At 75.2% G+C, this 18,394-nt stretch carries 13 protein-coding genes; 7 read left to right on the forward strand and 6 right to left on the reverse strand.

Annotation, left to right across the window (positions count from 1 at the left end; all coding sequences use genetic code 11):
• The first annotated feature begins 65 nt into the window (after positions 1–65).
• The gene (locus ACI8AF_RS26555; RefSeq protein WP_456542784.1) at positions 66–2,936 is read left to right on the forward strand and encodes a PKD domain-containing protein; all 2,871 of its coding nucleotides are present in this window, start codon (positions 66–68) and stop codon (positions 2,934–2,936) included.
• A 58-nt stretch (positions 2,937–2,994) separates the two neighbouring features.
• Here the strand turns inward: ACI8AF_RS26555 and ACI8AF_RS26560 are convergent, their stop codons facing one another.
• Genes ACI8AF_RS26560 through ACI8AF_RS26570 form a run of 3 tightly spaced genes read right to left on the reverse strand, consistent with a single transcriptional unit; the run spans position 2,995 to position 6,529 of the window.
• Positions 2,995–3,717 carry a hypothetical protein gene (locus tag ACI8AF_RS26560; RefSeq protein ID WP_456542785.1) on the reverse strand — a complete coding sequence of 241 codons (723 nt, stop codon included), beginning with the start codon at positions 3,715–3,717 and terminating at the stop codon, positions 2,995–2,997.
• A complete protein-coding gene (locus ACI8AF_RS26565; RefSeq protein WP_456542786.1) occupies positions 3,714–5,231 on the reverse strand; it encodes a hypothetical protein in 1,518 nt (505 codons plus the stop codon). Before ACI8AF_RS26565 ends, ACI8AF_RS26560 begins: the two co-directional genes overlap by 4 nt.
• A 38-nt stretch (positions 5,232–5,269) precedes the next feature.
• Positions 5,270–6,529, reverse strand: a complete 1,260-nt coding sequence (locus ACI8AF_RS26570; RefSeq protein WP_456542787.1) for a hypothetical protein — start codon at positions 6,527–6,529, stop codon at positions 5,270–5,272.
• A 432-nt stretch (positions 6,530–6,961) separates the two neighbouring features.
• Between ACI8AF_RS26570 and ACI8AF_RS26575 the strand changes: the two genes are divergently transcribed.
• Complete coding sequence (locus ACI8AF_RS26575) at positions 6,962–9,547, forward strand: PKD domain-containing protein (RefSeq protein ID WP_456542788.1); 2,586 nt, start codon at positions 6,962–6,964, stop codon at positions 9,545–9,547.
• 62 nt (positions 9,548–9,609) lie between these two features.
• Here ACI8AF_RS26575 and ACI8AF_RS26580 read toward each other — a convergent pair whose 3' ends face one another.
• Entirely contained in the window at positions 9,610–10,086 is a 477-nt protein-coding gene (locus ACI8AF_RS26580; RefSeq protein WP_456542789.1) for a PaaI family thioesterase, read from the reverse strand.
• A 114-nt stretch (positions 10,087–10,200) separates the two neighbouring features.
• Here ACI8AF_RS26580 and ACI8AF_RS26585 point away from each other — a divergent pair, with 114 nt between their 5' ends.
• Positions 10,201–12,720 carry a hypothetical protein gene (locus ACI8AF_RS26585; RefSeq protein ID WP_456542790.1) on the forward strand — a complete coding sequence of 840 codons (2,520 nt, stop codon included), beginning with the start codon at positions 10,201–10,203 and terminating at the stop codon, positions 12,718–12,720.
• Here ACI8AF_RS26585 and ACI8AF_RS26590 read toward each other — a convergent pair.
• Positions 12,717–13,739 carry an LLM class flavin-dependent oxidoreductase gene (locus ACI8AF_RS26590; RefSeq protein WP_456542791.1) on the reverse strand — a complete coding sequence of 341 codons (1,023 nt, stop codon included), beginning with the start codon at positions 13,737–13,739 and terminating at the stop codon, positions 12,717–12,719. The two genes, ACI8AF_RS26585 and ACI8AF_RS26590, sit on opposite strands and share 4 nt — an antisense overlap.
• Positions 13,740–13,806: 67 nt before the next feature.
• On the opposite strand from ACI8AF_RS26590, the gene ACI8AF_RS26595 reads away from it, so the two are divergent.
• On the forward strand, positions 13,807–14,160 hold the full coding sequence (locus tag ACI8AF_RS26595; protein ID WP_456542792.1) for an ArsR/SmtB family transcription factor: 354 nt from the start codon (positions 13,807–13,809) through the stop codon (positions 14,158–14,160).
• Positions 14,157–14,786, forward strand: coding sequence for an SRPBCC family protein (locus tag ACI8AF_RS26600; protein ID WP_456542793.1), 630 nt, complete (start codon positions 14,157–14,159; stop codon positions 14,784–14,786). The genes ACI8AF_RS26595 and ACI8AF_RS26600 overlap by 4 nt, the downstream gene beginning before the upstream one ends.
• Positions 14,787–14,788: 2 nt before the next feature.
• On the opposite strand, the gene ACI8AF_RS26605 is transcribed toward ACI8AF_RS26600, so the two are convergent.
• Positions 14,789–16,180 (reverse strand): sensor histidine kinase, encoded by a 1,392-nt coding sequence (locus ACI8AF_RS26605; protein ID WP_456542794.1) that lies wholly within the window; start codon positions 16,178–16,180, stop codon positions 14,789–14,791.
• 104 nt (positions 16,181–16,284) lie between these two features.
• On the opposite strand from ACI8AF_RS26605, the gene lpdA reads away from it, so the two are divergent.
• Both lpdA and ACI8AF_RS26615 read left to right on the forward strand, forming a co-directional pair.
• Complete coding sequence (gene lpdA, locus ACI8AF_RS26610; protein WP_456542795.1) at positions 16,285–17,688, forward strand: dihydrolipoyl dehydrogenase; 1,404 nt, start codon at positions 16,285–16,287, stop codon at positions 17,686–17,688.
• Between the two features lie 271 nt (positions 17,689–17,959).
• A partial coding sequence (locus ACI8AF_RS26615) for a sigma-70 family RNA polymerase sigma factor (RefSeq protein WP_456542796.1) occupies positions 17,960–18,394 on the forward strand: 435 nt, incomplete at its 3' end.

An 18,394-nucleotide genomic window follows, 5' to 3' on the forward strand; every position in this document is an offset into this window, starting at 1 on the left:
TTGAGGGTGTGAGTGTGCGCTGCGACGTGCGGCGCGCGGGCGGGGTGCTGGGGGGGGGGGGGGGGTTGGGCGCCGGGCCCCGGGCCCCCGCCCCCCCCGCCGCCCTCACCGCGACCCTGGTCGCCCAGCACTCGACGTCCTCGTGGGGCCGGCCCAGCCCCGACCCGTCGGGCATCACGTACCTGCCCGCGACCAACCAGCTGCTCATCGCCGACGGTGAGGTCGACGAGATGCCGCTGTACGCGGGCACCAACCTCTTCGTCTCGAGCCTGACCGGCGTGCAGCAGTCCTCGTTCCCCGGCGGGACCAGCCTGCCGTGGTCGGACGAGCCCACCGGCATCGGCTACCGCCCGTCGAACGGCTACGTCTACGTCTCCGACGACGACGCCGACCGGATCTTCCAGGTGGTCCCGGGCGCCGACGGCCGCTACGGCACCCCGGACGACACCGTGACCTCCTTCTCGACGCGCCCGCAGGGCGGGGACGCGGAGGACGTCACCATCGACATGGACGTCACCAACAACGGCCACCTGCTCGTGGTCGACGGGGTCAACAAGGACGTCCTCGACTACGGCCCGGGTACCAACGGCCGCTTCGACGGGATCCCGCCGGCCGGCGACGACACGGTCGTGGTCATGGACGTCGGCCAGTACGGGGCGGGGGACCCCGAGGGCATCGAGTACTACCCGGGGCGCAACACCATCCTCGTGCTGGACGACACCAGCGGGCGGATCTACGAGCTCAACCGCCAGGGCGCGCTGCTCAACACGATCAGCATCGCGGCCGCCTCGCCGCGCAAGGCCGCGGGGATGACCCTCGCCCCGGCCAGCAACGGCTCCGGCGCCCAGAACCTCTACATCGTCGACCGCGGCACCGACAACGACTCGAACCCCGACGAGAACGACGGCCGCTTCTACGAGATGTCCGTCGCCCTGCCCCCGGTGCCCACGGGTACCAACCAGGCGCCGACCGTGAACGCGGGCCCGGACCAGACGATCACCCTGCCGGCCGCGGCGACGCTCACCGGTTCGATCACCGACGACGGGCTGCCGAACCCGCCCGGGACGACGACCGCCACCTGGTCGAAGGTGAGCGGGCCGGGCACCGTGACCTTCGGCAACGCCGGCGCCCCCTCGACCACGGCGACCTTCAGCGCGGGCGGCAGCTACGTGCTGCGCCTGACCGCGAACGACAGCCTGCTGCAGGCCAGCGACGACGTGTCCGTCGTGGTCGGTACCGCCAACCCCGGAGGAGGCGGCAGCACCGGCGTCCTCGACGTGCCGGTGCGGGCCGGCGCGGACGACGCGGAGGAGCGGAACTCCACCGGAGCGGTCAACCTCACCAGCACCGACCTCGACCTGGCCGTCGACGGCGTGGCCCCGCAGTCGGTGGGGCTGCGGTTCACCGGGGTGACGGTGCCGCAGGGGGCGACCATCACCAACGCGTACGTGCAGTTCCAGGTGGACGAGGCGACGACCGCGGCGGCGAACGTGACCGTCACCGGGGAGGCGGCGGACGACGCGGCCGCGTTCACCACCGCTGCGAGGAACGTCTCCGGCCGGGCCGACACGACGGCCGCCGTGGGCTGGGCACCGGTCGCGTGGCCGACGGTGGGCGCTCGCGGGCAGGACCAGCGGACGCCGAACCTGGCGCCGGTGGTGCAGGAGATCGTGTCCCGGCCCGGCTGGGCCAGCGGCAACGCCCTGGCCCTCGTCCTCACCGGCTCCGGGACCCGGCTGGCCGAGTCGGCCAACGGCGCTGCCGCCGGCGCGCCGGTGCTGCACATCGAGTACGGCAGCAGCGGCCCGGTGAACACCCAGCCCACCGTCAGCGCGGGGGCCGACCAGACGGTCACGCTGCCGGCGGCGGCCACCCTCGACGGCACGGTCACCGACGACGGGCGGCCGAGCCCGCCCGGGGCCGTGACCGCGAGCTGGACCAAGGTGACCGGCCCCGGCACGGTGATCTTCGCCGACGCGAGCAGCGTCGACACGACGGCGACCTTCAGCGCCGCGGGGAGCTACGTGCTCCGGCTGACCGCCAGCGACAGCCAGCTGCAGGCCAACGACGACGTCGCGGTGACCGTGAACGGCTCCGGCGGGCCGGGCAACGCCGCGCCGGTGGTCGACGCCGGCGCCGCCCTGGCGGTGACGATGCCCGCGGCCGCGACGCTCGACGGGACCGTCACCGACGACGGGCAGCCCAGCGGCGTCACCACCGCCCTGTGGGAGAAGGCCAGCGGTCCGGGCACGGTGACCTTCGCGGACGCGAACGCGGTGGACACGACGGCGACGTTCAGCGCCGGAGGCAGCTACGTGCTGCGGCTCACCGCCGACGACGGCGCCCTCGAAGGCAGCGACGACGTGACCGTGACCGTGACCGATCCCGCGGCGACACCGACCGTGCTGGACGTGCCGGTGCGGGCGAGCGCGGACGACGCCGAGGAGCGCGTCTCCACCGGAGCGGTCAGCCTTACCAGCGGCGACCTCAACCTCGGTCAGGACGGCACGGCCAACCAGGTGTCCGCCCTGCGGTTCACCGGCGTGAGCATCCCGGCCGGGGCGACGGTCACCGCGGCCTGGGTGCAGTTCCAGGTCGACGAGGTCTCCACCGCGGCGTGCACCGTGACCGTGCGGGGGGAGGCCGCCGTCAACGCGGCGGCGTTCACCACCACCGCGCGCAGCATCTCCGGCCGGACCGGCACGGCGGCCGCGGTGACGTGGACGCCGGCGTCCTGGCCCACGGCGGGCGCCCGCGGGGACGCCCAGCGCACGCCGGACCTGACGGCAATCGTGCAGGAGATCGTCGGGCAGGGCGGCTGGGCCAGCGGCAACGCGCTGGTGCTGACCGTCACCGGCACCGGCACCCGCGTGGCCGAGTCCTTCGACGGCGGCGTCCCCCGCGCCCCGGTGCTGCATGTCGAGTACACCGCCTGAGACCCCGGGCCCGGCCGAACCCCCCACGGCCGGGCCCGGCACCACCCGGGGGGACCGCTCAGCGGGCGGCGAGCCGGTCCGCGAGCGCGGCCAGCCGGGGGTCGTCGTCGACCGTGCCGTCCAGCGTCAGGACGTCCCGGGTTCCCCGGGCCCACCAGGCGGTGAGCCGGTCGAGCAGCCGGACGCCCCGCCCCAGCTCGGCCAGGGCGTCCCGCTCGCCGAGCGCCTGCACCCGGCTGTGCCGCGACCGCCGGGCGGTCAGGCGCGCCAGCGCGACCTCCGCGGGGACGTCGACCACCACCAGGAGGTCCGCTGCCCCGCGGTGCCCGGCGGCGTCGAGCGCGGCGAGCACCGGGTCGACGTCCCCGCGCAGGCCTGTCGACCACAGCGCCTGCACCTCGCCCTCGTCGAGCAGCCCGACGCCGCCGCGGCGGGCGGCACGGGCGGTGGTCCGCTCGGCCACGAGCCACTGGACGAGGCGGGCGGCCACGTCACCCGGACCGGGCTGGCCGGACGCGGCGACGGCTCGCGCGACGCCGGCCGTCGTCCCCGGCGCGGCCAGGGCGGCCGCCGCGCACGCCCCGGCCTTCCGGGCGAGCCGGGGCAGGGTCGGGACGGCCGGGCCGAGCCGCACCTGGGGCTGGTGCACCGCGACCCCGCGGTCGGTGAGCAGCCCGGCCAGCGCCCGGGCGCGCCGGCTCTTGCCCGACCCGGGGATGCCGGCCAGCTCGACGGTGACCGCGCGACCGGCGCGCACCGCCCCGCGGGCGAGGGTGGTCACAGGTTCGCCCAGACGGCCGCGCGCGCCTCGGCGAGCACCCGCCCGGTGGGACCGGAGGCGTCCAGCACCACGGCACCGCTCGTGCCCCAGTCGGCGGAGAACACCTCGGCCGATCGCGGCCGCACGAAGTCGGCGGGGTCCACCCCGCGCTTGCGGGCCACCGCCGTGTCGGGGTCCACGCGGAGCACGAGCAGCACGTCGGGGGCACCGATCGCGGCATAGGCGCGCTGCTCGGCCGCGACGAGGCGCCGGGCGAGGGCCGACGTCCCGTCCGCCCTGATCCACCGGGTCCGCGGGCCGTCCATCAGCGTCACCTGGTCGAGGGGGAACCGGTCGCAGACGACGAGCGTCCCGCGGCCGGCGAGCCGGCGGGCGCGACGGTGCTGGCGCCGCCGGTCCCGCGCGGTGGCCAGCTGCCACAGCAGCCAGGGGTGGCCGGGGAACCGGTCCCGGTGCTCGGCAGGGGTGGGGTAGTTGGGCAGCCAGGCACCCACCACCCCGGCCCGCCGGGCGGCCAGGACGCCGCCCTTGACCAGCAGCGTGGCGACGCCCCGGGGCGGCTTGCCCATGTGCAGGACCCGGGTGTCGAAGGGGCCGTTCAACCAGTCCGCCAGGCCGGTCACGAGGGTGGACTTCCCGGCGCCGTCCCCGCCGACGACGGCGATCACGAGGCCGCCGGCGACCGGGCGCTTGGTGGTCCGCTCCCCGAGCGCGTAGTGCCGGAACCCCCAGCTCACCCGCCGGGCGCAGCGCAGCGCCGTGTCGGCGGCCGGACGGCGGCGCGCCAGGTCGGCGGCCCCGGCGACGACCCGGCGGCCGGTGGCCAGCCGGCGCAGCGGTGCCGCGCCGTCGCGCAGGGCGCGGTGGTGGTCCGACCAGGGCCGCCAGCCGATGGTCGGGAGGTGCGTCTCCACGACCCGACGCAGCTCCTCGGCATCGGCCTGGCCGGTCAGGTGCTCGAGCTCCCGGCGCTCGGCCGGGCGCAGTCCCGCCAGCCCGAAGGCCGCCGCGTCCCACGTGCTGTGCTTGAGGGCGAGCCGCAGGACCAGCAGGGCGAGCTCGAACTCGGGCGCGGGGACGGGGAACAGGCCGTCCTGGCGGCACGAGGCGAGGTAGGCCTGCTCGATCGGCACGCGGACGTTCTTCGTCGTGTCGTCCCCGAGCACCAGCTGGGCCTGGGCGTCCACGTGCACGAGGACCCCCGTGGCCGCGTCCAGGCCGTAGTAGTGCATGACGCCGGCGATCTGCCGCGCCCGCCGCCGCGCCCGCGCCTGCACGAAACCGCAGGACGCCAGGACCTCGAGGAAGGCCGCCAGGTGGCGGCGGTCGACGAGCAGGTCGAGGTCGTTCTCGCCCGACGCGGACAGGTGCAGCGCGTCGTTGCTCTTCCAGTGGCAGTAGGACACACCCGCCGCGCGCAGCTGCGCGCAGAGGTGCTCGACCAGGGCGAGCGGTGGATGGCCGTCGCCGACCACGGACGGGGACGGGGACGGGGACGGGGCGAGCGGCACCACGGGTCCTCCTGGGGCTCGGGCGGTCGGGCGGTGGGCGGCTACCGGGACACCGGCTCGGGCGCGATCATGCGATCGGGGTCGACCCCGCCGTCCGCACCGACACCGTGGCGGGACTTCCAGCTCGCGACGGCCCGGTCGTAGACGGCCCGGTCGGTGGTCACCCGGCAGCCGGCGGGCACGTTGCCGGGGTAACCCCCCGGGCCCAGCCAGACGAGGGTGACGTCCTCGTAGCGGTCCTGCACCTGGCCGGTGCGCTCGGGCAGGCGCGGCCCGTCGCCCGGGTCCCGGAAGCGCTCCGCGGCGATGACGACGTGCCGGAGCACGAGGGCGGGGCCATTCTCCTGGCTCTTGTAGATCTGGCCGTGGACGGCGTCGGTCGACCGGGTCTTGTACCCGCCCGGGAACGGCCGCAGGCGGACGACGCTGTGCTCGACGGTGACGCCGTGCCGGGGGCGGGCGCCGTCGAGCCCGTGGTTCTGGCAGGACAGGAACGTGTACGTGCCCTCGACGAGCGTGTCGAGGACGTGCAGCCCGTGCCAGTCGTCGTTCTCGAAGGCGTCGTCGTGGACGTCGCTGAGCCAGCAGTTGCGGACGATGCACGTGCCCGACCCCTGCGCGAAGTCCCCGTACACCCCGATCCCGTCGTGGGTGTTCCGGACGCGGACGCCGTCCCAGACCGCCCAGCCGTCGGGCCGGATCCACATCCGCGCGTCGCCGTCCTGGTTGCGGTTGTCCACCTGGTTGCGGTGCGGGTCGACGTCGGCGGGCCGGCCCGCGTCGACCCACGCGTCGGTGTCGTCCTGCACGTGCTGGCCGTACTTCATGCGCTCCCAGGTCAGCGTCTCCGGCTGGGCACCCTCGACCACGCCGCCGATGAGCGCCGCGCCGGTCACGGGGGTGTCCTCGCCGATCTGGATCGGCCGGTTGTTCTTCTGCGCCGCGGTGGACCCGCCGGCGAACTCGCCGGTCTCGTACCGGGCGTCGGCGTCGAAGTACCCGACGAACCGCGCCCCCCGCATGTCCCACGTGGTGTCGTCGGCCGGTGCCGGCTGCTCGTAGGACTCGGTGAAGGTGCCGCTCTCGGTGACCAGCCGCGGCGGCGTGCGGGCGAGCAGTTCGGAGGTCGGGGCGCCCAGCGTGTAGTCGGGGGGCGGCCCGGCGGGGGCGGGCGTCGGGGAACCGCCGGGGGAAGAGGTGCGGCTCGGGGACGGCGTCGCGCTGACCGCGGGCGCCGAGCACGCCGCCGCGGGAGCCACCACCGCGGCCCCCGCCAGGAGCAGGAAGCGTCGTCGGTCCATCACCAGGTGCCCCCTGTCGTGCCGGGAGGAGGTCGGGAGGAGGCGACCCTAGGCGACCGGTGGAGTGCGGGAAAGGTCGTGGGCGGCCGCAGCGGAGACCTTTTCGGGCAATACGCCGGGCTACGTCGATCGGCGTACGCCACCTCGTGCATCCGCGGGTTGCCGGTGCGCATTCTGGTGGAGCCGGCGAGAATCTTCGACGGGCACTTTCCGAATGGTTGCAGAGAATTGCAAAAGCGTCATTGACAAGGGGTGTTCCGGTCCCAACACTGTGCCCGTTTCAACAGTGCTGGAATTCGCGCGGTCGCAACATTTCCGGAATTGATCCGATCGCGGCGGACGGGGGCGGGAGAGGCGGCCATGAGGACTCGTGCGGGCCATGCGGGGCGAGGGACCGGCCGGCGCGCTCGCGCGGTCCGCCGGATCGCCACGGTGGTGCTGGGGGCATCGCTGCTCGCCCTGGGCCTGCCCGTGGTCCTCGCCGGCCCGGGCGTCCCGGGGTCCGTCGCGGAGGCCGTGACGGATCCGGTGATCATGGCGGCCGGTGACATCGCCTGCGCCCCCGGGGACGAGCCCGACGACGACGACTGCCGGCACGCCGACACCGCGGACCTGCTGACCCGGCAGCCCCTGGACGCGGTCCTGCCGATGGGAGACCTGCAGTACGACCGGGCCACGGCCGCCGAGTTCGCCGGCTCGTACGACCCCACCTGGGGCCGGGTCAAGTCGATCAGCTACCCGGTGCCCGGCAACCACGAGTACGACACCGTCGGCGCGGCCGGGTACTTCGGGTACTGGGGCAGCCGCGCGGGTGAGCCCTCCCGCGGGTACTACTCCTTCGACATCGGTGCCTGGCACCTGATCGCGCTGAACTCCAACTGCTCGGTCGTGTCCTGCTCGCGCGGCTCGGCCCAGGAGACCTGGCTGCGGGCGGACCTCGCCGCCCACGCGGGGAAGTGCACGCTCGCCTACTGGCACCACCCACGCTTCTCGGCCGGCAGCGCCAGCAGCTCCGTCAGCCCCTTCTGGGACGCCCTCTACGCGGCCGGGGCGGACCTGGTGCTCGCCGGGCACAGCCACGTCTACGAGCACTACGCACCGCAGAACCCCAGCGGGGGAGCCGACCCGCAGCGCGGCATCCGCCAGTTCGTCGTCGGCACCGGCGGGGTCAACTTCGGCAGCCTGGGATCGGTGCGGCCCAACACGGTGACCCGGCAGAACGACACCTTCGGTGTCCTCAAGCTCGTGCTGCACGGCTCCAGCTACGACTGGGAGTTCGTGCCGATCGAGGGCAGCAGCTTCGTCGACACCGGGACGGGGCAGTGCCACGACTCGACCGCACCGCAGGGGCCGCCGACGCCGACCGGGCTGGCCGTCTCGGGCACGCCGACCGCCTCACAGGTCGGCTTGAGCTGGAACACGAGCACGGGCGCTACCGGCTACCGCGTCTACCGGAACGGCTCGGCCACCCCGCTCACCCCCGCACCGGTCACCGGTACCACCTACACCGACACCACGGTCGGCGGCGGGACGACCTACTCGTACACGGTGTCCGCGGTGGACGGCACGGGGGCCGAATCACCGCGGTCGTCGCCGGTGACCGTGACGACGCCGGGCACCGGGCCACCGGGCTCCGCCGGCCTCGACGTGCCGGTCCGGGCCGGCGCGGACGACGTGGAGGAGGCGCTCGCCGGGGCCGTCGACCTCGGCAGCAGCGACCTGGAACTGGTCACCGACGGTGGGACGGCGCAGACCGTGGGGCTCCGGTTCACCGGGGTGGCGGTGCCCGCGGGCGCCACGATCACGAACGCGTACGTGCAGTTCCAGGTCGACGAGGCGACGACCGCCGCGACGTCGCTCACCGTCGCGGCGCAGGCCGCCGACAACCCACCGGGGTTCACCACCGCCGCCCGGGACGTCTCGGCCCGGCCCCGGACGAGCGCGACGGTGGCGTGGGCGCCCGCAGCCTGGTCGACGGTGGGCGCCCGGGGACCGGACCAGCGGACGCCGAACCTGGCGGCGGTGGTGCAGGAGGTCGTGTCGAGACCCGGGTGGGCGAGCGGCAACGCGCTGGCCCTCGTCCTCACCGGTACGGGCAGGCGCACCGCTGAGGCGGTCGAGTCCGGCGCCGCCCTCGCGCCCGTCCTGCACGTCGAGTACACGACCGGCGGTACCGGTCCGGCCAACGCCGCGCCGACGGTGAGCGCCGGGCCCGACCGGTCGGTGGTCCGGCCGGCCGCGGCGTCGCTGGACGGCACGGTCACCGACGACGGGCTGCCGAACCCGCCGGCCGCGGTGACCACGAGCTGGACGAAGGTCTCCGGCCCGGGCACCGTGACGTTCGCGAACGCGGCCGCGGTGGACACGACCGCCACCTTCGACGCGCCCGGGACCTACGTGCTGCGGCTGACCGGCAGCGACTCGGCGCTCGCCGCCGCCGACGAGGTGACGGTCACGGTGACCGACACGGCCCCGCAAGGGGTGACGCTGGACGTGCCCGTGCGGGCGGGCGCCGACGACGCCGAGGAGCGCGTCTCCACCGGCGCGGTCAACCTCACCAGCGGTGACCTCAACCTCGGTCAGGACGGCGCCAACGCGCAGGTGTCGGCGATGCGGTTCACCTCGGTGGCGGTGCCGGCCGGGGCGACCATCACCCGGGCCTGGGTGCAGTTCCAGGTCGACGAGGTCTCCACCGCCGCGTGCGGCCTCACCGTGGTCGGGGAGGCCGCCGACAGCGCGGCGGCGTTCACCACCACCGCGCGGAACCTCTCCGGCCGGGCCGACACGACCGCCACCGTGACCTGGACCCCGGCGTCCTGGCCGACCGCCGCCGCCCGTGCCGAGGCCCAGCGCACGCCGGACCTCGCGGCCGTCGTGCAGGAGATCGTCGGGCGGGCCGGCTGGGCCAGCGGCAACGCGCTGGTGCTGACCGTCACCGGCACCGGCACCCGCGTGGCCGAGTCCTACGACGGCGGCGCGGCCCGCGCCCCGGTGCTGCACATCGAGTACACCGTCTGAGTCGACGGCCTCGCGCCGCTGCGGCGGCGCGAGGCCGGTCCGGGCCTCCGCCGGAGACGACTTCAGTGCGCTGCTCCGGGCGGACGGACGCGGAACCGCTTCCAGACCGCGCTGCCCGTGGCCCGGGGCTTGCCGTCCCAGGCGAGCTCGACGGCGACGGTCATCTCCGCCTCGGCGGCCGCGGTGACGCGGCCGGTCAGGCGCAGCGCCTGGTCGAGGGGTGTCGGCCGCAGGAAGCGCACCTCGAGGCCGGCGGTGACCCAGGGGAGGACGCGGCCGTCCTCGCCCGTCCAGCCGCGGCGCTGCGCCTCGGCGAAGACCGCGGCTGCGCTGTGGCAGTCGAGGACCGTGCAGATGATCCCGCCGTTGACGAAGCCGAAGCCGTTGCCGTGCTCCGGCCGGGGCGCGAACGTCGCCGTGACGGTGTCACCGTCGGCGTAGCTGCGCAGCTCGAGCCCCGCCGGGTTGGCGTGCCCGCACCCGAAGCAGGTCAGCGTCGGGTAGAGCCGCTCCTGGATGCTGAGCCCGCCGTCGATCATGCGGCGACCTTCGCGCGACCGGGGTTCCGGGACCACCGCGTCCCGTGAGCCGCCACGGCGCCGTGCGCTGCGCCACCATTCCGCCAGCGGCACGGGGCGTCAGGAGGGGCGACCATGGAGCAGCTCGACCGACCCTCGCCGCCCGCCGGTGCGAACCCGGTGCCGGTGGTCCCGCCACCGCCACCGCCCTCGCTGCCCCGACCGGTCCCGCTGCCGGACGGCGCCCCGGCGCCGGTCGACGGCGGCCGGCTGGCGGGGGTGGTGCTCGCACCGGGTGCCGGCCAGGCGTTCAGCGGGGAGGACCTCACGTGCCCGGCCACGGCCCTGGCCCGCGGCGAGGTGCCCGCGCTGGCCGACGGCGACCCGGTCGACGTCCTGCAGCTGCGCATCCACGGCGTCGGCGGCGCGCCGGCCCCGGACAACCTGGAGTCCCCGGCCACCCTGCAGGTCGCCGGGGACGGCCGTGCCGGCTTCTTCCGGGCGTGGTTCCCGGGCGGGACGGCGCGCGGCCGGCCACGGGTCGAGGCCTACTGCTGGGGACGGCTGAACTACCAGGCCTCGTGGTCGGCGCTGTGGCTGCTGCTGCTGCCCTTCGGCCTGGTCAACGTCGCGCACTGGGCGCTGCCCGAGCGCGGCGCGGCCGTCCTGCGCCAGGGTGCCCGCGCGGTGCTGCGGCTGCTGGCGCTGACCCTGACCGCGTCCTTCGTGGCCACCACCGCCTACCTGCTCGTCGACCTGGTGGCGTGGCAGGCGGCGTCGGTCGGCACCCTGTGGTCGTGGCTCGGCTGGTTCGCCGGCCTGGGGCCCGGCGTGCGCATGGCGCTCGCCGGCGCCGTGGTGCTGCTCGTGGTCGCCGTCCTGTGGTGGCTGAGCACGCGCACCCAGGGGGCCTACGAGCGCCGGGCACCCGGGCCGGGCATGGAGGAGCTGCCGGGCCTCACGCTCTCGCGCCCGACGTTCTGGTGCGGTGAGCGCCCGCTGGTCCGCCAGCGCCGGGCCCACCTGACCGTCGCATCCTCCGTGGTGGCGGCCGTCCTGCTGCTGCCGGAGTCGTCCGCGCCGGCCGTCCGCTGGGTGCTGCTCACGCTGTGCGCCGCGCTGGCCGCGGTCGCCGTCGTCGCCCTGGTGACGCCGTGGGCCGACCGGATCGAGCGGGCCGGCGACCCGCGCGACGTCGGGGACGCGGTCACGGCCGGGGTCGCCTGGGCCGCGCTCGGGCTGGCCGGGGGCACGGCGCTGGCGCGCCTGTGGTGGCGGCCGCACCCGAACGGCGCCGCCCTGCCGGGGGACCGGGCGCTGCAGGTCGTGGTCCTCGACGTCAGCCTGGGCCTCGTCGTCGTCCTCCTGCTCGTGGTGTGCCTGCAGCGGCCGTGGGCAGGCACCGACGTCATGGGCCGCGGGCTGACCTCGGTGGCCGTCGCCCTGACGGCGACCCTGGTCGCCGGCATCTTCAGCGCCGCCCTGCTCATGACCGCCGCCAACCTGCTCGCCCGGCCGACGTACACCCAGACGGCCCCCGGCGGGGGCGGGGAGCCGGCCCGGCTGGCCCTGCCGGCGACGGTGTTCGCCTGCGGGCTGGCGTTCGCCGTGGCCCTGGTGTCGACCCTCCTGGCGGGCGTCGCGCTGGTGGTGGTCCGGTGGCGGACCGCCCGACGGCTGGCGACCGGCACCGCACCGTCGTCGGTCGGCGCGGTCTACGCCGACCGCGGCGCGGCAGCGCCGGGGACGCGGCGCGCCCGGCGGGCGGTGGCGGGCCTCTGGGCCACCTCCATGCTGACCGACCGGGCCGCGCCGGTGCTCTTCGGCGTCGCCGTCCCGACCGCGCTCGTGCTGGTCGGGTACCAGTTCCTGCCGTGGAGCGCGTGGAACCTGCTGGCCGGGCTCGCCTCGCTCGGCACCGGGGCGGCCGTCTTCGTCGCCGGCCTCTTCCTGCTCTTCCTCCGGTCCGCGCTGACCAGCAGCGGATCCCGCAAGCGCGTCGGCTTCTTCTGGGACGTCGTCACCTTCTGGCCGCGGGCGTGCCACCCGTTCGGCCCGCCGAGCTACGCCGAGCGCTCGGTGCCCGAGGTCGTCACCCGCGTCCGCCGGGTCGTGGGCGACACGGCGCACGGCCCGACCGACCCGGCGCTGGCGCAGCAGCTGGCGGAGGCCGTCGGCGGGGCGCCCCGGGAACCGCACTCACCCGTCGTGGTCGTCGGGTACAGCCAGGGGACCGTCATCGCGGCGGCCGTCGTGGCGCAGCTGCCCCACGAGGTGCGGCGGCACGTCGCGCTCCTCACCCTCGCCGCGCCCGTGCGGCGGCTCTACGGTCGCACCTTCCCCGCCTACTTCGGCACCGAGCAGATCCAACGGCTGGAGGGCGCGCTGACCGACGACGGCGTCGTCCGCTGGCACAACCTCGTCCGGCTCAGCGACTACATCGGCGGCTGGGTGCGGCGGGACCCGTACGACCCGGACGGCGCAGGTCCCGGGATCGACTCCGCCGTCGTCGACCCGCCGGTGCTGTGGACCGACGACAACCCCTCACCGCCCCCCGCGCACCTGCACAGCGACTGGTTCCAGGACCCGCAGACCTGGCCCTACCTGCGTGGACTGGTCGACGCGGTGGCCCCGCGGGCGGCAGTCCACCGCTAGGCGAGGGGCCGCCAGCCGAGCGCCGGGCCGAGGTGCTCGGCGATGTCGGTGAGGATCTGCACGTAGTCCTCCGGTGCGAAGCTGAACGGCAGGGCGAAGGCCACCTCGGTGACCTCCCGGAAGCCGGCATGGGCGTACAGCGCCTCGGCGATCTGCTCGGAGGTGCCGAGCAGGTCGCGGGCGAACAGCATCCGGGCCGGCCCCTGCGGCGCCGCCGTCCGCGGCGTGCGCGCCTCGACGTAGGCGGCGTACCTCGCCCGCTGCTCGGCCGTGGCGCCGTCGGTGGGGATGACCACCAGGCCCTGCGAGACCCGGGCGGCGGCACCGTCGGGGTGGGCGGCCCGGAAGGCCCGGACGTGGGAGGCCTGCACCTCGGCGAAGTCCTCGGACTCCTCGGCCTTCACCACGCTGCTGGTCAGGAAGTTCATCGCGTGCTCGCCGGCCCAGCGGGCCGAGGCCAGGCTGCCGCCGCCGTACCACATGCGGGAGCGCAGGCCGGGGGAGTGCGGCTGCACCCGGTCCGACCACTCCTCGACCACGCCCTCGCGGCCGCTGAACGGGCTGGCCTTCTCGCCGGCGACGAAGCGCAGCAGCCGCTCGACCCGCTGGTAGCTGAAGTCCTCGACGTCGGCGGTGTCGGGGTAGAGCGCGTCCTTGACGTCGTCCCAGCGCATCGGCGGCCCGATGCTGACACCCGGGTTGAGCCGCCCGCCGGAGAGGACGTCGACGGTGGCGAGGTCCTCGGCCAGCCGCAGGGGGTTCTCCCACGCGAGCGGCGTGACGGCGGTGCCGAGCTCGATCCGCCGGGTGCGCTGGGTCGCCGCGGCGAGGACGGCGACCGGCGAGGAGATGCCGTACTGCAGGTGCCGGTGCCGCACCCAGGCGCTGTCGAAGCCGAGGCGCTCGCCGAGCTCGATCACCGCCAGGGTCGTCTCGTGCCCGGGGCGGGGGTCGGTGCCGTCGAACAGGCCGATGGTGAGGAAGCCGAGCTTCGCGAGCGGTTCCGAGGGGGCGGGCACGGGCCGATCATCGCGCATCGTCGCATAAGCTTGCGCTGATATAAGTAGGCGCTGTAGTTTTCGCGCCGTGCACGCGTTCGACGTCCTCGGCGACCCGGTCCGCCGGCGCATCCTCGAGCTGCTCGCCGACGGCGAGCTGCCCGCGGGGGAGATCACCGCGGTGGTGCGCGCCGAGTTCGGCATCTCCCAGCCGGGGGTGTCGCAGCACCTGCGGGTGCTCCGCGAGCACGGCTTCGCGCGGGTCCGGGCCGACGGCGCCCGGCGGCTGTACGCGGTGGACGCCGCGCCGCTGCGCGAGGTGGACGCGTGGCTCGACCGGTTCCGCCGCACCTGGGACCAGCGCCTCGACGCGCTGGCCACCGAGCTCGCCCGCGGCAAGCGCCGCCGGCGCGACCGCACCACCACCGAGGAGGACACGTGAGGGAACTGCTGGACGAGATCGCGGCGGCCCACCGGGCGGTGGCCCGGCGGGGGAGCGGGGACGACGAGCAGGTCGCCGTCCGCCTGAGCCGCAGCTACCACGCCGACGTCGAGGACGTGTGGGACGCGATCACCGACCCGGAGCGCCTCCGCCGCTGGTTCGCCCCGGTGGACGGGCAGCTGCGGCAGGGCGGCGAGTTCCAGGTCGAGGGCAACGTGGGCGGGGAGATCCGCCGGTGCGAGCCGCCGCGGCAGCTCACCGTCACCTGGGGCGGCCCGACCAGCGTCGTCGACGTCCGGCTGCGCGCGGACGGCGACCGCACGGCGCTGGAGCTGGAGCACACCGTCCCGCTCGCGATCGCGCAGAGCGGCGCCGGCGCGCTGTTCGTCGCGCCCGGCTGGGAGATCGGCTTCCTGGCGCTGGGCCGCCACCTCGCGGGCGCGGTCGTCGACGACCCGGCGGCGTGGGAGAGCACGCCGGAGGTGCAGCGATCCGCGGCGGCCGCGATCGAGGCCTGGGTCGAGGTCGTCGGTGCCTCGGGCACCGCGTCCGCCGACGAGGTCGGGATGCTGGCGGAGATGGCCCGCGCGCAGTTCGCCCCCGACCTGGGCCCCGACGGCACCTGACGTCAGGTGGTCCGGCCGCGGGGCAGGCGCACCACCAGCACCGTCTCGCCCGGTCGCCCGTCGACGGCGATCTCGCCGGAGTGGCGCTCGACGATGCGGCGGGCGACGTCCAGGCCGAGCCCCACGCCCTGGCCGACCGGCTTCGTCGTGAAGAAGGGGTCGAAGGCGTGCCGGCGGACGTCGTCGGTCATGCCGGGCCCCGTGTCGCCGATCTCCACCCGCACGTCGCCGCGCGCGTCGGTGCGGGTGGAGATCCGCAGCGTCCCGCGGCCGGCCATCGCGTCGAGGGCGTTGTCGACCAGGTGGGTCCAGACCTGGTTGAGCTCGGCGGCGGACGCCTCGATGCGCGGCACGTCGGCGCCGTAGTCGCGGACGACGGCGACCTCGGCCGGCACCCGGTGCGCGAGCACGGCGAGGGTGCTCTCCAGGCCCTCGGCGACGTCGGTCCACTGCAGCGAGGCCCGGTCCATCTGGGTGTAGGACTTCACCGCCGCGACCAGGCCGGAGATGCGGTGCGTGGCCTCCTTGACCTCGCCCAGCACGGCGGCCGCGGTGAGCGTGCTGGCCACCCACTCCAGGCCCGGGGTCAGCGCCCGGTCGCCGAGCACGCCGGCGGCCTGCTCGCACCAGTCGACGTCGGCGCCGGCCGCGGCCAGCGGCGTCGCCAGCTGCCAGCCCCGCTCGACGCCGCGGTCCTCCAGCCAGTCGGCCACGGCCTCCTCGCGGTCGGCGACCTGCAGGGCGCTCTCCGGGGCCGGTCCCGGGGCCAGCCCCCGGCGGAGCGCGTCGAGCGCCGCGAACCGCTCCGGGGTGGTGCCGGCCGCGGCGAGCCGCCGGAGGGCGACGAGCATCCCGTCCTGGCTCTCGGCCAGGACGTCGACCGCCCGGGTCGCGGCCGCGGCCGGGTTGTTGATCTCGTGCGCCAGCCCGGCGGCCAGCGTGCCGAGCGCGACCAGCGACTCCTTCTGGCGGGCGGCGGCCTCGAAGCCGCGCGCGGTCCGGACGACCCCCTCGATCAGGTGGACGCCGAGCGGGAAGCTCGCCGTCGCCCACCCGCGCAGCGCCGCGGCCGGCACCCGGAAGAACCGGCCGGCCGTCGTCGCGCGCGCCGTCGCGAGGTACGCGCCGTGCTCGTCCCACGCGCGGAACCCGCCGGCCCACCGGCCGGGCACGTCCATCGTCCCGAGCAGCGTCTCCTCCCGGCCCACCCGGCGCACCAGGTCGAGCGCGCCCTCGAGCAGCACCCACCAGAACTCGGCCGGCCGCCCCGCGAGGAAGGGCTCGTCGCCCGGCGCGAAGCGCACCTCCTCGCCCAGCACGGCCAGCTCCCGCAGGTGCGCGTCGTCGGTCCCGTCGAACAGACCCAGCGCGCGCAGCTCCTCCACCTCGATCACCCCGCGAGCCTGGCCAGCGGGCGGGCCGGCTGTCCAGACCCGCGGTGACGGACGCCGCACCGTGCGGACGGCGGGGTCCTCGGCGGCGGTCCTAGGCTCTCGGTATGCCGCATTTCGACGTCGTCGTCCTCGGTGCCGGTCCCGGCGGGTACGTGGCCGCCATCCGCGCCGCCCAGCTCGGCAAGAGCGTGGCCGTGGTCGAGTCCAAGTACTGGGGCGGGGTGTGCCTGAACGTGGGCTGCATCCCCTCGAAGGCGCTGCTGCGCAACGCCGAGCTCGCGCACATCGTGCGCGACGAGGCGAAGACGTTCGGGATCTCCGGTGACGTCACCTTCGACTTCGGTGCCGCCTTCGACCGCAGCCGCACGGTCGCCGACGGCCGGGTCAAGGGCGTGCACTTCCTGATGAAGAAGAACAAGATCACCGAGTTCGACGGCTGGGGCACCTTCACCGACCCGCACACCCTGCAGGTCGCCCTCAACGGCGGGGGCGAGGAGACCGTCACCTTCGACAACGTGATCCTCTCGACCGGCGCGACCACCCGGCTGCTGCCGGGCACCTCGCTGTCCGAGCGGGTGGTGACCTACGAGGAGCAGATCCTCACCCGTGAGCTCCCGGGCAGCATCATCATCGCCGGCGCCGGGGCCATCGGCGTGGAGTTCGCCTTCGTGCTCCGCAACTACGGGGTGCAGGTCACCATCGTCGAGTTCCTCGACCGCATGCTGCCGCTGGAGGACGAGGCCGTCTCCAAGGAGCTGGCGAAGGCCTACCGCAAGCTCGGCATCGACGTCCTGACCTCCACCAGGGTGGAGAAGATCGACGACTCGGGCGACCAGGTGACCGTCACCGTCTCCGACGCCAAGGGCACCCGCGAGCTGACGGCGGACAAGGTCATGCAGGCGATCGGCTTCACGCCGCGGGTCGAGGGCTACGGCCTGGAGAAGCTCGGCGTCCAGCTGACCGAGCGCGGCGCGATCGCGATCGACGACTTCATGCGGACCAACGTGCCGCACGTGTACGCGATCGGGGACGTGACCGCGAAGCTCATGCTGGCCCACGTCGCGGAGGCCCAGGGCGTCGTCGCCGCCGAGACGATCGCCGGCGCCGAGACCATGGAGCTGGACTACGTGATGATGCCGCGCGCGACGTTCTGCGCGCCGCAGGTGGCCAGCTTCGGCTACACCGAGAAGCAGGCCCGCGAGCTGGCCGACCAGAAGGGCTGGAAGGTCAAGGTCGCGCAGTTCCCGTTCACCGCCAACGGCAAGGCGCAGGGCCTGGCCGAGCCGGGCGGGTTCGTCAAGCTCATCTCCGACGAGACCTACGGCGAGCTGCTCGGCGGCCACCTCATCGGTCCCGAGGTCACCGAGCTGCTGCCGGAGCTCACCCTCGCGCAGAGGTGGGACCTCACCGCGCTCGAGCTGGCGCGCAACGTGCACGCCCACCCCACGCTGTCGGAGGGCCTGCAGGAGGCGATCCACGGCCTCGCGGGGCACATGATCAACCTCTAGGTCCGCGCCCCACCGGATTCCTCGGGCCCGGCTGGTCCCGCTCCGGCGGGGCCTGCCGGGCCCGAGCCGCGTCCGGCGGACCTGTGAACCGCATGTGCGTCGGGTGGTGGAGTGGACAACTACCCCCGGGCTCCGGCAGAATCGATCGCGTACAGGGGAGTACCCCTTCCGCGGAACGTCGTCACTACGGCCTGGCACCAGGCTCGGCGCTCCGGCTCGGCACCGTGCCGGGTGGGGGAGACCTGCCGACCACGTGTTGGAGGTCTCCGCCATGACCGCTGCTGCCATCCGCGCTGAAGCCCCCCTCGCCCACGACTCCCTCGCGGACCAGGGCTGGACCACCCCCACCTGGGACGAGGTCGTGCGCGAGCACTCGGCGCGCGTCTACCGGCTGGCCTACCGGCTCTCCGGCAACCCCCACGATGCCGAGGACCTCACCCAGGAGACCTTCATCCGGGTCTTCCGCTCCTTGGCGAACTTCGAGCCCGGCACGTTCGAGGGCTGGCTGCACCGGATCACCACGAACCTGTTCCTGGACATGGTCCGGCGCCGGCAGCGCATCCGGTTCGACGCCCTGCCGGACGACGCCGAGCGGCTGCCCGGCTCGGCGCCGAGCCCGGAGCAGGTGTACGCCGACACGCACCTGGACCCGCAGATCCAGGCGGCGCTGGACGCGCTGTCGCCGGAGTTCCGGGTGGCGGTGGTG

Source organism: Blastococcus sp. SYSU D00669, from assembly GCF_054050715.1.